At 46.9% G+C, this 16,106-nt stretch carries 13 protein-coding genes and 1 riboswitch; of the genes, 7 read left to right on the forward strand and 6 right to left on the reverse strand.

The annotated features are described in order from the left end of the window. Positions 1–37: 37 nt before the first annotated feature. The 3 genes from ACUUJN_RS02250 to ACUUJN_RS02260 form a co-directional block, all read right to left on the reverse strand. Positions 38–814, reverse strand: coding sequence for an ABC transporter permease (locus tag ACUUJN_RS02250; protein WP_023986702.1), 777 nt, complete (start codon positions 812–814; stop codon positions 38–40). Then, a complete protein-coding gene (locus tag ACUUJN_RS02255; RefSeq protein ID WP_016818835.1) occupies positions 811–1,104 on the reverse strand; it encodes an MTH1187 family thiamine-binding protein in 294 nt (97 codons plus the stop codon). The genes ACUUJN_RS02250 and ACUUJN_RS02255 overlap by 4 nt, the downstream gene beginning before the upstream one ends. Positions 1,105–1,522: 418 nt before the next feature. Next, a complete protein-coding gene (locus ACUUJN_RS02260; protein ID WP_023986704.1) occupies positions 1,523–2,566 on the reverse strand; it encodes an ABC transporter substrate-binding protein in 1,044 nt (347 codons plus the stop codon). 191 nt (positions 2,567–2,757) lie between these two features. Continuing rightward, positions 2,758–2,867: riboswitch (TPP riboswitch) on the reverse strand. Between the two features lie 270 nt (positions 2,868–3,137). On the opposite strand from ACUUJN_RS02260, the gene ACUUJN_RS02265 reads away from it, so the two are divergent. The 6 genes from ACUUJN_RS02265 to ACUUJN_RS02290 all read left to right on the forward strand — a co-directional run bounded on the left by ACUUJN_RS02265 (position 3,138) and on the right by ACUUJN_RS02290 (position 10,758). Next, positions 3,138–3,572, forward strand: coding sequence for a pyridoxamine 5'-phosphate oxidase family protein (locus ACUUJN_RS02265; RefSeq protein ID WP_028541212.1), 435 nt, complete (start codon positions 3,138–3,140; stop codon positions 3,570–3,572). Between the two features lie 219 nt (positions 3,573–3,791). Beyond that, the gene (locus ACUUJN_RS02270; RefSeq protein ID WP_028541211.1) at positions 3,792–5,894 is read left to right on the forward strand and encodes a bifunctional 2',3'-cyclic-nucleotide 2'-phosphodiesterase/3'-nucleotidase; all 2,103 of its coding nucleotides are present in this window, start codon (positions 3,792–3,794) and stop codon (positions 5,892–5,894) included. Between the two features lie 274 nt (positions 5,895–6,168). Continuing rightward, positions 6,169–7,230 carry an EAL domain-containing protein gene (locus tag ACUUJN_RS02275; RefSeq protein WP_028541210.1) on the forward strand — a complete coding sequence of 354 codons (1,062 nt, stop codon included), beginning with the start codon at positions 6,169–6,171 and terminating at the stop codon, positions 7,228–7,230. A 396-nt stretch (positions 7,231–7,626) separates the two neighbouring features. Next, complete coding sequence (locus tag ACUUJN_RS02280; RefSeq protein WP_484669219.1) at positions 7,627–8,640, forward strand: zinc-dependent alcohol dehydrogenase family protein; 1,014 nt, start codon at positions 7,627–7,629, stop codon at positions 8,638–8,640. Between the two features lie 153 nt (positions 8,641–8,793). Beyond that, on the forward strand, positions 8,794–9,951 hold the full coding sequence (locus tag ACUUJN_RS02285) for an SMP-30/gluconolactonase/LRE family protein (RefSeq protein WP_484669220.1): 1,158 nt from the start codon (positions 8,794–8,796) through the stop codon (positions 9,949–9,951). An 18-nt stretch (positions 9,952–9,969) separates the two neighbouring features. Next, positions 9,970–10,758 (forward strand): SDR family oxidoreductase, encoded by a 789-nt coding sequence (locus ACUUJN_RS02290; protein WP_430179541.1) that lies wholly within the window; start codon positions 9,970–9,972, stop codon positions 10,756–10,758. A gap of 309 nt (positions 10,759–11,067) precedes the next feature. Here the strand turns inward: ACUUJN_RS02290 and ACUUJN_RS02295 are convergent, their stop codons facing one another. After that, positions 11,068–12,159, reverse strand: a complete 1,092-nt coding sequence (locus ACUUJN_RS02295) for a hypothetical protein (protein ID WP_068941051.1) — start codon at positions 12,157–12,159, stop codon at positions 11,068–11,070. A 272-nt stretch (positions 12,160–12,431) separates the two neighbouring features. Between ACUUJN_RS02295 and ACUUJN_RS02300 the strand changes: the two genes are divergently transcribed. Further along, positions 12,432–14,129, forward strand: a complete 1,698-nt coding sequence (locus ACUUJN_RS02300) for a glycoside hydrolase family 13 protein (protein WP_484669221.1) — start codon at positions 12,432–12,434, stop codon at positions 14,127–14,129. A 71-nt stretch (positions 14,130–14,200) separates the two neighbouring features. Here ACUUJN_RS02300 and ACUUJN_RS02305 read toward each other — a convergent pair whose 3' ends face one another. After that, positions 14,201–14,968, reverse strand: a complete 768-nt coding sequence (locus ACUUJN_RS02305; RefSeq protein WP_053324493.1) for an HAD-IIB family hydrolase — start codon at positions 14,966–14,968, stop codon at positions 14,201–14,203. A 161-nt stretch (positions 14,969–15,129) separates the two neighbouring features. Further along, on the reverse strand, positions 15,130–15,927 hold the full coding sequence (gene pdaA, locus ACUUJN_RS02310; protein ID WP_028541204.1) for a delta-lactam-biosynthetic de-N-acetylase: 798 nt from the start codon (positions 15,925–15,927) through the stop codon (positions 15,130–15,132). Positions 15,928–16,106: the final 179 nt, after the last annotated feature.

The raw sequence follows: 16,106 nt of genomic DNA on the forward strand, positions 1-16,106 counted from the left end.
ACGTCCTTTCTTTGCTGTATGTAATTCAAGGAGGAAGCTACTCTCGATCGGGTTTCCAGCGAACCAGCCATTTCTCCAGTAGTAAAATAACCACAAACATGAGTAAGCTGAGTGCAACAATAATGCCGATGGCGGCAAAAATGAGGTCCGTGCGATAGGCCGATTTTTGCAGCAGCATATAATATCCAATTCCTTCACTAGCTCCGATCCATTCCGCAATGATCGCGCCCATCACACTATAGGTAGCAGCAATTTTAACGCCAGAAAAGACTTGCGGCAGGGAATGTGGCAGCTCCAGCTTCATAAAAATAGCCATGCGGCTTGCACCCGACATCCGCATATAGTTCATCATCGTACGGTCTGTTCGAGTCAGCCCGTCCATGGCAGCTACAGCCACAGGAAAAAAGCATACTAGGGTAATGACCATCAGCTTGGGCAGCACCCCAAAACCAAACCACACCATGAGCAGCGGTCCCAGGGCGATGATTGGAATGTTTTGGCTCAGGATAAGCAGCGGATACAGGGCGGATTTGAGAAAAGGAATCGTATGAAGAACGATGGCGATCAACAGTCCCGTTGCTGTCCCTATCGCGAATCCCGCAAGTGTCAGACGAATCGTAGCCCATGTATGGGCACCAAGCAGCGCTGTCTGGGCTATGCCCTCTTGTACGATGAGGGATGGAGCAGGCAGCAGCCAGGATTCAACATGCAAATAGGAAACCGCCCCCTGCCAGGCCGCTAAAAAGAAGAGGACCGCCACAAAGGGCGGCCATACGCTTTTCCACCAGGATGCGTTCTTGCCTTTCGGATTCATGGGCGATATTTCTCGGTCAGCTTGTTCATGCTGATGCCTTGTGGGTTATGTGCGATTTTGATCTGTGAAATGACGCTGGGACTGCCCGCTTCCGTCAAAGCTTCGTGCATTTCTTTAACCACTTTCAGCAACTCGTCGAGCTCGCCCTCCATGGTCGTATCCAATGGATTCACCTGATGTTTGACACCGGAGCGCTGAATGACCTCAATCGCCTTATCTACATACGGGTAAGAGTCCTCGTTATTAGGAGTTTTAGGGATTACTTGAATACTGAGCAGTGTGTTAGCCATGCAAATTCACCTGTCCTTTATTTGGAGTGTTATTAAAAAAATATGGTGGTTTAAGGCGGGGAGACCGCTTCGCGTTTCATTTGATCTTACGATCGCTGCGCTTCTCCAGATTCAAATGAACCACTACGCTGCCAACCGCCTTAAAAGCACCCTATTTTTAAAGCTGGTTTGTGTGGCATTTTTAACACACAAGCGCACCTACTTAGCGCTTAGATAATATGAAAAGCTAAAGAATAAACCAAGTAGAACGAGAACGAAGTGGGCGGAATGGTGCTGTACAAGCGTTAGCGTTCGCCTTTGTACCCAGATATTCATAAAAGAAATCTGGGTACAGCAGCGATGGGAAGCACCATCCGACTGCGTAGTGGCGCTTTGTTCACTTCTCTAGATCAGTCTTATTTAGCGTTTTAACAAATGATCAACGCTTGGGCAGGAAACCGTTTGTGAAGGCTTTATCGACTTCCAAAGGCTTGCTGAGCAGCTTGCGTTCGTACATCCAGTCCGAATAGTTTTGCCATACCTCCGGTTTTTGCACACCCCATTGCGCGGCATCGTCCTGATAACGCGGGCTTAGCCATTTTTGGCTGGCAAGCACCAGTTTTTTATCCAGCTCCGGTACAGCTTTGCTTAAGATGTCTGCGGCTTCTTCCGGATGAGCGATAGTGTATTCATAGCCTTGTGCGGTAGCGTCCATGAACGCTTTGACCAGCTCGGGATCATTTTTTATTGTCTGTTCGTTGCTCACAATTACAGGTGTATAGTAATCGAGGCTTTTGGAATAATCTTTTACATACAGCATATCCAATGGCTCACCTCGAAGCTGGGCCTCGATTCCGGTCCATGCGTAGAAAATCCAGGCAAAGTCGATATCCCGCTTCACGGCTGTAAAATAGTCTGCATTGCCCATGTTGATGATCTTCACTTTGCTCACATCGCCTTTGTCTGAATCCATGATGGATTTCATGACCGCTTCTTCTACGGGAGAGCCCCAACCGCCGTATTTTTTACCTTCAAAATCTTTCGGGCTCTTAATTCCACGATCTACCGGGGCTGCGAAGCCTGAGGTATTATGCTGAATCACCGCAGCGATGGATACAAGCGGCACGCCTTGCGTACGAGCCTGTGTGACGCCTTCTTGGTAGCTGATACCAAAAGGTGCAGCATTAGAAGCAACCATTTGATCAGCTCCGCCTGAACCAGGTTGAACAATTTGGACATTCAAACCCGCTTTTTCGTAAAATCCTTTGTCCTTAGCGACATAGAGTCCCGTATGATTCGTATTGGGTGTCCAGTCGAGCACGACTTTAACATCTTTGAGCCCCTTTGCCGGAGTAGACGTTTGAGTGTCGGTAGCGGGAGCCGCTTCTTGGGATGTGGGGGGACTTCCACCGCAAGCGGTCAGGGTCAGGGCCATGAGCCACAGACTGATCAGTCCCAGGCTTAATATTTTCATGCGCTTCATCGTTGTGTTCTCTCCTTTAATTACCCGTTATCCGTCCAATCAGACAGCTTAAGTTCCCCATTTTCTAAAAATAACATCTGCCGGACGCGATCTTTCCAACAACATAATCTTCAACAAAAAAAGCGCCCCGAGTTTCCGGGACGCTTGCGCTTGTATATACCAAAGTAAGGGATGGTCCTATGTAAAAAAGGCACATCTTGCTTAAGCATTCCTACGCTGGCATTACCCAGATCAGGTTGTAAGGGTCAGTGTCTTGGGACACACTCTCAGCCGGCCGATTCCAGCACCCCTGGCATTGTATGGTTTAATGGGTTCATTTATTCGGGTTTACTACGACGATTATATGCCTTGAATGCGGGTCTGTCCAGCATGAAGGGAGAGATGACGGTTCATTTGCCGAACCACAGGGTACACTTTTACTGTGAGCTTTGATCTGAAAATGAGCATGAATCAATTCGATTCGATCCGGTCATGTTATTTTCAGAACAGCTACGCAAGTAGGTTCAGATGGGCTGGTGCCCAATGGCGTGGCCGTAGAGAATTCTAATTCGTGAAAAGGAGTTGTTGTACTGTGGGTAAAACGGAAACATTGGATCGCAACCAACTGGAACAAGCCATTGTGAAGGCTTTGGATAACAACAAATTTTGCTCGTTAGGTACGGTAGAGGGTGGCAAACCGAAAGTACGCTATATGGCCCTTTTTAACGATGGAATGAACATTCATCTGGCGACAGATCGCAAAACTCATAAAGTGGATGAGCTAAAGGACAATCCGAATGCTTATCTGCTGCTGGGTTATGAAGTTGGCGGTACGAAGGAAGTCGTAGAAGTGGAGGCTACCGTCCAGATCACAGCTGATGAGGGGCTGCGCAAACAAGTGTGGAACGATTCCTTGAAGGAATGGTTTTCCGGACCGGATGATCCCGATTATGTCATTCTGGACGTGAATCCGACACGCATTGAGTATGTGGGTCAGCAAACTGAGCGCCAAGTGTGGAATAAATAATAAGAATATAAATGGACAAACCAGTAAATCTCCGAGTTTTTTAGGAGGTTTGCTGGTTTTTATTTTTGAGAAAATTAATTATTTTTTCATAAATAATTTAAGTAAATGACTACTCTTTTATCTGGCGTTGGATTAAAATAGAAATGGTGGGTTCAAGGCTTACATATATGTGCAAAAGTATGTATATGAGGCATACACCTTAATGAGGAGGGGTATATTTTGTTATTTCGTAAAAATTGGTTTAAAGGGTTTACAGCAGCAGTTGTGGCTTGTAGCATGCTGGTGTTTTCGGCCGCTCCATCCTGGGCAGCTAGCGATTCTCGCGATAGCGCTACGGTGAATTTGCGGATCATGGAAACAACGGATATTCATGCGTCGCTGATGAACTATGATTACTATTCAGACAAAGAAACCAACGAATATGGCTTGATTAGCACAGCTGGTTTGATCCAACAGGCGCGTAGTGAAACAAGAAACAGCATGCTGTTCGATAACGGTGATTTGTTACAGGGCAATCCATTAGGCGATTATATGGCCAGAAACAAAACCTATGAAAAAGAAGGCGGTGTCCATCCAGTCTACAAGATGATGAACTTGATGGGCTATGATGCGGCGACAGTGGGTAACCACGAATTCAACTACGGTCTCGATTTTCTGGAGAAATCGCTCAAGGGAGCCGATTTTCCTTACGTAAATGCGAATGTTTATGTTGACAAGGGGGGGCAAGCTACTAAAAATTATTTTACCCCTTATCGAATTCTTGATAAAACGGTAACGGACGAGAAGGGCCAAGAGCACATCCTTAGAGTGGGCGTCATCGGTTTGGTCACACCACAAATTATGCAGTGGGATGAAGCCAATTTGAAGGATAAAGTCGTTACGAAGGATATTGTGGAAACGGCGAAAAAGTTTATTCCTCAAATGAAGACGGAAGGTGCTGACATTATTGTCGTGCTTGCGCACACAGGTTATGAGGATGTGCCGCAAACGCCAATGATGGAGAATGCCGTTAAATATTTAAGCCAGGTGGACGGAATTAACGCTATTTTGTTTGGGCATGCTCATAAATCTTTCCCCGGCCCTGATTTTAAAGAAATGAAGGGTGTAGATCTAGATAAAGGAACCATTAACGGCGTACCGGCTGTGGAGGCTTCCTCATGGGGCAAGGAGCTGGGTATTATTGACCTGAGCCTGGAAAAGAGAAACCGCGAGTGGAACGTAACTAACTCTCAGTCTGAAGTACGTCCGGTTGTGAGTACCACTAACCAGGCTGTGCAGTTTACTCCTGACTACAAACTGACAGATTCGATCAAGGAAGAGCATCAAGGAACGCTGGATTATGTTCGCCAACCTGTTGGAACAACGACTGCACCGATTAACAGTTATTTTGCATTAGTGCAGGATGACCCTTCCATTCAAATTGTGACGAATGCACAGAAATGGTATGTTCAAAACCATCTTAAAGGGACCGAATACGAAAATCTTCCCGTATTGTCGGCAGGCGCTCCATTCAAGGCCGGTGGTCGAAACGGAGCCGAGTATTACACCAACATTCCTGAAGGTACGATAGCGATTAAAAACGTGTCCGACCTGTATGTGTATCCGAACACGGTTCATGCTGTAGAAGTGACCGGTGCTGAAATTCAGGAGTGGCTGGAGTGGTCTGCAGGTCAGTTCAACCGCATTGATCCAAAGCAAACTGAGGAGCAATCGCTGATCAACAAAGATTTCCCAACCTACAATTTTGATGTCATTGACGGTGTGAATTACCAGATTGATGTAACTCAGCCTGCACGATATGATGCCAAGGGAACTATTATTGATTCTTCAGCTCATCGTATCATTGATCTGCAATACAATGGGAAGGCTATTGATCCTGCGCAGAAATTTATCGTAGCCACCAATAACTATCGTGCTTCCTCATCCAAACTGGCCAACCCAGATGGCAAACGAATTGTGATGGCAGCACCGGATGAAAGTCGCCAGGTCATTATTGACTATATCCGTACGAACGGAACGATTAATCCATCGGCGGATGGCAATTGGTCTATAGCTCCTTTTGGTCAGGCAAAGGTTACTTTCGAGTCCTCTCCTGATGCCAAAGACGTGCTGGCAGGAAATCAACAAATTTCATACTTGAGCAGCGCGGCAGACGGCTTTGCCAAATACAGCTTAAAAGCTGGCGCTAAGCCTAGTGCAGCAACGACTCCTGTAAAGGAAGCTGTGGCTCCCGCGAAAGCAACAGCAAAACCAGCTGTTAAAACGACCAAACCTGCAGCTGTTAAACCAGCTAAAACAACGAAGCCGAAGGCGTCCAAATAACTTCGGATTTTAGTTTCCACTCAATATCAGAATGAAGCAGCAAGTCTCTTTAACCAAGAGATTTGCTGCTTTTTTGATACCAAAAACAACAGCTCCGAATTTATCATGATTGCAAAAAGTTTTCTGATTTTTGTCGAATATATACTTAAGTCCTAAGTTGTCGTTAAGAATAAGCTACTTTTTTGTAAAAACACGTAATTATATAGTGCTTTTGTTCTAGTTATTTGTGATATAATGGTGAAAAAACCGGAAAATTGTTCCGAGGAGGACCATTATGACATGCAGCAATTGCAGCATCATATTACCTATTAAGGATCAAGGATTGCTCAGAATTAGGCATTCCAGGGTGTCGCTTACTCCAGCATTAGATGGTTTGGGTATGCTATCGGAACAACTGAAGCAGGAACATGGGCGTGAGGGCAGCATAGAGTTTCGCTTTGACAGCCGTTCAGAGCTGGAACAGTTGGTTAACGGACTGGCTCATCTGCCGCAGGAATACCTGAACCATATGCAAGTTGTGGTAACGGGCTTGCATTATATCGAAGGATATGAGGACTGGCTTTTATTTAGTCAATTGCAAGCCAGACTGCAACATCCAGATATCGTGAGTATTATTAAGGATCAAAGTTTTTCCAGCCATATGCAGCCTATTGTTGATCACAAGCTGGATATTATCGGGTTTGAGTTTTTGCTGCGTCCGTCACATGCAGAGAGACCTTTTCAGCCTTTCCGGCTGTTTGAAATCGCCCGTGAAGCTGGCTTGCATGCTCATCTGGATCGCTCGGCTCGTATTTCCGCTATTGAAAAAAGTGCAACATGCCTTCCGGCGGGAATTAAACGTTTTATTAACTTTCTCCCTTCCACCATTTATAATCCGGCTTATTGCTTGAATCACACCTTTGAGACGATTGATCGGTTATCCATGAGTACGAAGGATTTTGTATTTGAGGTCGTAGAAACGGAAGAGATAGACGACCTTAATTTTTTACATCATATCTTTGATCAATATCGAAATCGAGGAGTTTCGGTAGCCCTGGACGATGTGGGGGCAGGTTATTCTACGACAGAGCTTATGAATTGCCTTCAGCCGGATTATGTTAAAATTGACCGCAGTATAATTGACGGCTGTCATAGTAACAGTGATCAGAAGCGGCAAATTACAGGGATTGTAGAATCGGCTTTTCGTTTTGGAGGCCAAGTGTTGGCTGAAGGCGTAGAGCAGATGGAGGATTTTGAATTTTGTCGTGAAGCAGGTGTGTCACTGGCTCAGGGTTATTTGTTTGGCAAGCCGGAGCCTGGTCCGCCCTCCAATTTTATGCTTAGTAGCGTAATATAGTCAGGAACAAATTTAAGTAGACGTAGTTTATAAAAATTGGAGCTTAAATAAGGCTGTGGCATAAGCAAATTCCAATTCTATTGGACAGCGCTTTATCACCATTAATGTAAAAAACGCGAGTTGCAGAGGTTATTTCACCCCTGCAACTCGCGTTTTTTGGTCTGCTTGCCCACCTGAGTAAGTTCTGGACAAGCGAAGCCACTTAGTCTCCAATTTTACTTGGTAAGGAACGTTAAAAGCCCGGAGGCAGTTTACGACCGTTTTTATTTTTAAAGTAAAGATTGACGTCTTGAAGACAATTGGATACAGTGTATTGTATAAGAAACAGTGTTTCTTTCGTAATACACCGTATCCATACTAGGTAAAAAGTTTAACATTACAGGGAGGACAACCAAAATGAAAGCAGTGCAACTGAAAGACGGTTTTGGCTTTGAAGAGTTAACCTTGACGGAACTTGACATACCGGTGCCGGGACGGCTGGAAGTTCTGATCCGCATAAGGGCAGCGTCCCTGAATTACCGGGATTTGGTGATTATCAACGGGCTAATGCCGATCGGCATTCAATTTCCCTTCATTCCGTTATCCGATGGAGCGGGTGAAATTGTAGCTGTGGGCGAAGGGGTGACAAAATTTCAGATTGGACAAAGGGTAGCGGCAAATTTACAACAGAAATTCATTGGCGGGAGCACGAGAGCGGAGGTATTAAAGGACAGTCTGGGAGGCCCGCTCAGTGGAGTGGCGTCTGAATATATCGTTCTGCATGAAGAAGGGGTCGTCGCCATTCCGGGTCACCTTTCTTGGGAGGAGGCTTCCACCTTGCCGATTGCAGCATTAACCGCATGGAGCATGCTGATGGAATCCGGTGGGCTGCGAGCGGGGGATACGGTGCTCTTGCAAGGAACAGGCGGTGTTTCCATCTTTGGACTTCAATTCTCTCTGATGGCGGGAGCAAGGATAATTATCACATCGAGCAGCAATGACAAGCTGGAACGGGCAAAGGATCTCGGCGCATGGCAGACAATCAACTATTCGGAAGTTCCCGAGTGGGATAAGGTGGTTCTGGAGCTGACAGACGGCGGAGTAGACCATGTCCTGGATGTAGGGGGAGCGGCAACAATGGCGCAATCCATCAATGCACTTCGTACCGGAGGGACTGTGAACATGGTCGGCTTCTTATCGGGCTTGACTATTCCTGAGTTTGATGTCACCAGCATTTTGCAGAAGGCTGCGACGATTCGCGGCAGCCAAGTCGGTAACCGGGAACATTTCGAAAACATGAATCGTGCCATTTCCCGCCATCGTTTACATCCTGTCATTGACCGGGTATTCCCGCTCAGCCGAATCGGCGAAGCCTTCGCACTTTTGGCTGAAGGAAAACAGTATTTCGGTAAAATCGTCGTTCAAATATAAATGAGCATTTTGCATAAATCCCAAGAGCGATTTCAAATCAGCAATATATAGATCGAAACGGTTTAGTTCGTCTATATAGTGTACTTTCGAGCGTTGGGAATCGAATTATGCAAAATGCTGAAATATTATTCACATCACATAGGAGGCACTCTAATGCCCAGTAAACCCGATTTATCTGTCAAAGATTCTCAAGGAAGAAAGACTAAGAAACCGCGTAAATGGGTACGCAGAACCGGATTATCGCTGTTGGCGGTAATCCTTCTGGGAGTGGTTATTTTTATGCTCATCCCTTCCCCTGTCCAGCCTGCAAAATGGCTTGCACCTTCGGCCCCCTCTTTTGAACAAGCGGGTCCATGGCAACAAAACAACAAACTCAGCTCCGCAGAGCTTGTTACAATTGCTCCTAAGTTTCCGGAATTTATCACCTTTGACAAGGAAGGAAATTTATATACGGGAGACTCCGATGGGAAAATTTATAAGGTTGCCTTTGATACAAAGGGCAATCCGCAAAAGGCCCAGCTATATGCAGATACCAAAGGAACGCCCAATGGACTTATGTTTGACGCAAGTGGAAATCTGATCGTTACGGATGTTAAGAAGGGGCTGCTGTCGGTAGATCCTTCCGGAAACGTGACGGTGTTGGCCAATCAAGTCGACGGCACACCGATCTATTTGGCCAACGAGCTGGATATTGCCAAAGATGGTACCATTTATTTTTCTGACACCTCCAATTATGGCAGTGTAGTCTTCAAAGAAATCGCCGAGAACAAGCCACATGGACGTTTGCTGAAATATGATCCGGCGACCAAGCAGACGACAGTTCTGTTAGAAGGCCTTTATTTTGCGAACGGGGTTGCCTTGTCTGCGGACGAAGATTTTGTGCTTGTGGCAGAGTCGTATCACTACCAATTGACCCGATATTGGCTCAAAGGGCCGAAGAAGGGAACTTCGGATATTTTTGCGGATAATCTCGCCGGTTTTCCGGATAACATTACGCGTGATGATCAAGGCCATTTCTGGGTCGGTCTCTTCACAACACGTATTCCCTTTGTAGATCAGATGCATGGAAGCCCATGGCTGGCTGGAATGATGGCCAAATTGCCTCAATCGCTGCTCAGCGGTGCAAGCGCACCTGTGAAGCATGGGCTTGCTGTGGAGCTTAATCCGCAGGGTAAACTCATCGGAAGCTGGCATGATCCTGAAGGCTCGCTTTATGGGGTAACCACGGCTGTAAACCATGACGGATATTTATATATAGGTACAGCTCCTGGAGGCAGCCAGGGTGTTCATCGTGTGCTTTTAACCAAATAAGCTTGGGGAGGGTATAACATGATATTGGATGAATTGAGATTATCCTGGAAAGCGAAGGAAAGCCTGGCCGGGAAAGTAGCTTTGGTAACAGGCGCAAGCAGCGGCATTGGGGCATCGATTGCCAAAAAACTGGCAAAGCGAGGCGCGTATGTAGCTGTATTGGCACGCCGTCAGGAACGATTGGATGAATTGGTTCGCGACTTGCACCAAGAGGAATTGTACGAGGTCATGGCAATACCTGCCGATATCCAAAAAGCTGAAGACGTACAGCAGGCGGTCCACGCCATTCTTGAACGCTGGGGACGGCTTGACATTATCGTTGCCAATGCCGGCTTCGGGTATCGAAGCCCGCTGGCAGAAGTGGAACTGGAAAGATGGGAGGAGCTTTACAAGACGAATGTGCACGGTCTTGTCCTGACACTGAAGTACGGACTTCAGCCAATGAGGGAACAGGCCAAGGGGGATGTTGTCATTATCTCCTCTATTGCAGCGAAGGAAGTGGTTGCCGGAGGAGGACTATACAGCGCTACCAAGTACGGCGTTAGTGCCATAGCCTCTGCATTGCGTTTGGAGACCAGTACGCAAGGAATTCGTGTAACTGCGATTCACCCCGGGGCGGTGGCGACGGAATTTTCGCAGGTGGCCGGATATCCCGAGCAGGAAATTCGGGCGTTTGCTTCGAGCGTTTTGCCGCTGCATCCCGATGATGTTGCAGAAGCTGCCCTTTATGCACTAGAGCAGCCGGAGCATGTCAATATTCCAGAGTTGACCATTATGCCTTCGAGGCAGGTCCAGCGGTTCAAATAGAGCGATATTTATTCTGACACAAACCGGGTAACCGGGTATGGTCATCGCCGATGCCGGGTATGGCGGCGAAGAGGACTACGTGCCTTCGTTTGACCATAACCTGCTCAAATGGGTGAGCATGAACCAAAAAGCGCGAGCTACAGGGGGATAATAACCCTTGCACTCGCGCTTTTTTTATACTAATGACGAAGCGTGACTGTCCAATAAAGTTTAAAACCAGCTTTGGGACAGCTCCATTTACTATAGAGCAGACCATATTCTGTGAAAATTTTGGCTCCACGTTCGCTCATTCAGTCATCGTGAGCACAGCTATAGTGTAATGACGTATAGTCCCAAGGGTGTGGTTGCGCTCCCTGCAACCATGAAGCTGAGATCATAGCTAGATATGCCGGGAGGGACGCTGATATCAGCCAATCGGCATACCTTGGTATTATCTCGTAGCAGAGGGATACCATATACACGATCATCCACACGCACAGACCCGGCGAACGCGCCCCCACGTGGATTGGCATAGATTCGTACGATACGTACCTCGTCACTGTCATTAACGATGGGAATCGTCGCGTTGTATATGGTTCCGAATTGTCCGCGATTATCTAGCGCAGGCCCCAGCTCGCTGCGTGCCCCGGTAAACAGCAGATCGGCAGGAGTCTCGCCGTTCAGCTTTTTGGTGGCACACGCCCGGTAGTTGGCGCTTTGCCCCACCACGTACTCTGGCATCCGCGCATTCGTTTCGGAAAAGGACCACACCCCTCGTGGATGCGCCTGTGGTGGAGGTACGGGAGGAAGCGCATCCATATGAATCTGGCGCAGATCCGTCTGCGTATCCTTGCTGATCACGGTGCGAATCACATAATCCAGCGTACCGTGGCCTTCAGCAAATTCTACTGTGAGGTCATAGATGAATCCGGCCAGTGATCCTTCGGGCAGCTCAAATTCCTCCAGCAGGGCGGTGCCTTTGCCGAATTTATGACGGTCTGCTGGCTTCAGACGTTCCATCGTACCCGCCAAACAGCTTTTGGCAATAGACTGCCCGACATCTATAATCCAGTTGCCATCCTCAGGCACAATCTTAAGGGCACGTTCAATATGACGTACTTCTAGTTTAGCAGCGCTTCTGTTCTCTACGGTGATGCCCAGTTTAACAGCGCTGCCGATTTTGTTATAATGCCAGCCGAAAATGCGATGCTTGACCGTCCGCGTTGTGGTGCGAACCACATCATGCCACAGGGTGGCTTGCTCGGTAGGTACCGTCACATGGGTAAGCGTCTCCGGGTTATCGCTAAGCATCAGGCGGCGTGTTCCCCCCTCAGTGGCTGACTCCACGTCCACATGGATATTGGGCGGGATCACAGCAGTTTCCACAATTAGATCCTTTGGCTCCTTGGGTCGATGGTTCATGTAAATTCCTCCTTTTATTCAAAAGTGGCACCGCTTTGAGTACATATATATGGGTAGTTCATAAATATAGGTAACGCCAGGTCCACTTTTACAACCTGTTTTGCAAAATATTTTTTTAAAATAAATCTCCGTAGGTTATAGCGGCTCTGCTAATGCGTCGAAGCAAGCTTACAAGACTCTTGTTCCCCTACACCAACGATTCGCAGACAGGTATTGCGTGTATGTTAAGAGCATAAGCTATTGGATGTACAGAGAAGCTACAGGAGGGAAACATGCCTAGAAAAATATGGTGGAAGGAAGCCGTTGTATATCAGATTTACCCGATCAGTTTTCAGGATTCTGACGGAGACGGTAAAGGAGACTTGCGAGGCATTTTGTCCAGGCTGGATTATTTGTGTGAGCTGGGTATTGATGTAATCTGGATTTGTCCGGTATATAAATCGCCTAATCACGATAACGGATATGATATTAGCGATTATTATGCCATTATGGATGAGTTTGGAACAATGGAGGATTTTGACGAACTGCTTCACCGGGCGCATGAACGAGGCATCAAAATCATGATGGATTTGGTATTAAACCATACATCGGATGAGCATCCGTGGTTTACGGAGTCACGCTCGTCCAAGGATAATCCGAAGCGGGACTACTACATATGGCGAACAGGCAAAAATGGCGGATATCCGAACAACTGGGAATCGTATTTTTCCGGTTCAGTGTGGAAATATGACAAGCTTACAGACGAATATTACATGCATCTATATTCCGAGCATCAGCCAGATCTGAACTGGGAAAATGAAGAGATGGTGAGCGAACTCTACCGCATGGTGGAATGGTGGCTGAAAAAGGGAGTCGATGGCTTCCGTTTTGACGCCATTGCCCATATTGTCAAAGCGGAGGGACTGCCGGATGCCGATAATCCTGACAAACGAACCTTGGTACGTGCCTATCAGCTCTTTTCCAATCTGGAACAGGTACATGTACTTCTACGGATGCTGAATGAAAAATTACTGGAGCGTTATCCCTTAATGACAGTTGGCGAAACGTCTGGTTTAGGACCGGAACAGGCGCTTGATTATGTGGGGGACCAGCGGCATGAGCTGAATATGGTTTTCCAGTTTGAACACATGTTTATTGATGCACAAGGGCTAGGGACGGAAAAATGGAAATCCAAGCCGTGGACACTGGTGGAGCTAAAAAAAATAATGAGCAGCTGGCAGACAGTGCTTCATGAGGAAGGATGGAATGCCAATTATCTGAACAATCATGATCAGCCGCGAGCCCTCTCGCGATTTGCTAATGATGGACAATATCGCGTAGAGTCAGCCAAAATGCTGGCAACCTTCACACATATGTTAGAGGGTACGCCTTATATTTATCAAGGTGAAGAAATTGGCATGACCAATATCGCATTCCCGTCAATTGATGATTACCGGGATGTGGAAACATTGAATTATTATGAGCAGCAACGGAAGATCGGTGAGTCTGAGGAACAGATTATGGCGGAGATCTGGCGGAAAAGTCGGGATAATGCGCGTACTCCCATGCAATGGAATGCTGGCCCTTCAGCCGGATTTACCGATGGAGAGCCGTGGATGAAGATTAATGATAACTACACGCACATTAATGCAGAGGCAGAAAGAAATAATCCGGACTCGATTTTCCACTATTATCGCAAGTTGATTGCTCTGCGCAAACAACATGAGGTCATAGTCTATGGCGAATACAAGCTGCTGTTGCCGCTAGATACGGAGCTGTATGTATTCACTCGTTTGCTGGGAGAAGAGCGTTTGCTGGTCATTTTGAATTTCTTTGATCGTGATCCGGTGTACCACTGGCCCGAGGAGGACTTTCCTGTTGCTAAGGCGGAGTTGCTGCTGTCCAACTACGAGCCGGTACAAGGGGAACAACTGCATGCCTTGAAGCTGCGCCCCTATGAAGCCCGAGTGTATAAGCTAAGCGTGCAATAGGCGTTGCTATCTGTAGAATGGTAAAAGGAAGGGAAGGTTCATAGAGAGACCTTCCCTTTCTTGGCGTTTGGCTAAATGGTAACTGTTTCAGCCAACTCACGTATTTTGGCGATAATCAGGTCTTCTTGATTTTCCCCCTCATTAGGGATCGATTCAGTCGCGAAGGCAGCCAGTTCAGCATGTTGATGAATCATGACAGCATGGTGTGCCTCCCTGAACATCGGTATATCATTCGCATCATTGCCGAAGGCGATAAATTGACGGGGCTGCACACCAAGCTTCTGAAGTGCGTTCCATTTATGGATATTTTGCGGGCTGATGTCCAGCACTTGTTCATTACGGTGTTGATGGATGACCACGCCGAGCGGCGAAAGCTTGGCGGCCAGCTCATCCATATCGTCAGCAGTTAAAATGAGCATTTTTACGATGGATTTCAGGGAAGCCAAAGGCAGCTTTTGCGCCAACTTGCTGATATCCACATTGTTGAGTATAGGATGATCAGCTGCACCCGTATATGCATAATCCCACTCGCTGTCAATCAGGTAGGTGGTTTGGTGTTCCTCCAGTAGTGCGAGCAGGGCATTCTTCACATCTGGTAAAAAGGATTCCACGTGAGTTATACTGCCTTGTTGGGAGATCATAGAGCCGTTGCCACCAATCAGAGCATAGGTGTGAAAGCGTTTAGGAAGTACGGGTAACATGTCGCGAATCGGCCGTGCCGAGGCAAAAATGACTTCATGTCCCGATCGGGACAATTGTTCCAGACAGCTTGCAATCTTATCCGACACACACTGACCCTTAAAGCAAATCGTTCCATCCAGATCAAATACAAAATGCATGATATACCTCCAAAAAATAGTGCTTTCCAATTCATTTCTTACAGTCATTATATCCATTACCTTCCTTGGTCGTAAACTAAAAAGCCCGATTCACACTGGCTGCCATGGGCAGGTGTAGATCGGGCTCATTATGATATCGACTCATTAAATTCAATTACTATTTAGTGATAATGTTTCACCTTAAGGTCGTCTAGACTTTTAAACTCATACCCTTGCTTGCGAGCCTCGTCGATGATAGAAGCAAGCGCCTCGGCATTGTCCTTGGATACGGAATGGAGCAGAATGACCGCACCAGGGTGGAGCTGACGCATGACTTGACGATAGGCATAGTCCGTTCCTTGCTGAATATTTGTGTCCCAGTCCTTGTAAGCTACAGACCAGAATACGCTCGTATATCCGGCTTCTCGACAGGAAGCCAATGCTTTTTCACTAAAAATGCCGCGAGGCGGTCGGACATATTTCATTTCTTTTTGCCCGGTTAGCTCTGCCGATGCATTTCGTACCCGATCCAGCTCAGACCGGATCTCTGCCGAAGAAATGGTGCTCATATCAGGATGGCTCCATGAATGGTTTCCGATAATATGACCCTCACTTGCCATGCGTCGCATCAAAGCAGGCTGGTCTTTTACAAAATGCCCTGTCACAAAGAAGGCGGCTGGGACCTTTTTGGCCTTCAATACATCCAGCACTTTCGGAGTATACCCATTCTCATAGCCGTTGTCGAAAGTGAGAAATAATTCTTTTTTAGTCGTATCCCCCAGAAAGATGCCACCTTGTCTTTTGATCAGGTGCATAAAGCCTTCTTGTGCGATAGAAGGCAGCTCCCCTCCCTTACTTTTTTTAAATCCAAAATGATAAGGCTGTCCGTCAACAGTCTGAGTAGCCCATGCGGGTTCCGCCGTAACTGCCAACATCCCCATAACTGCAACGCATAGCCACAAGGTAAATATTCGCTTCATCTATGTTCCTCCGCTTCCGTCCCGTACGGGTAAGGTGTGTATGCTTCGGCATATTCCATACCATCTGCAATACCATGCTGATTTATGCAAGGACATGGACTAACCAGACTCAAAACACATATTGACATGAATATTAAATCGAAGTAGTATACTTTATAAAACTTACTAGAATACTCGGA

This window comes from Paenibacillus sp. LRG-1 (assembly GCF_057220305.1).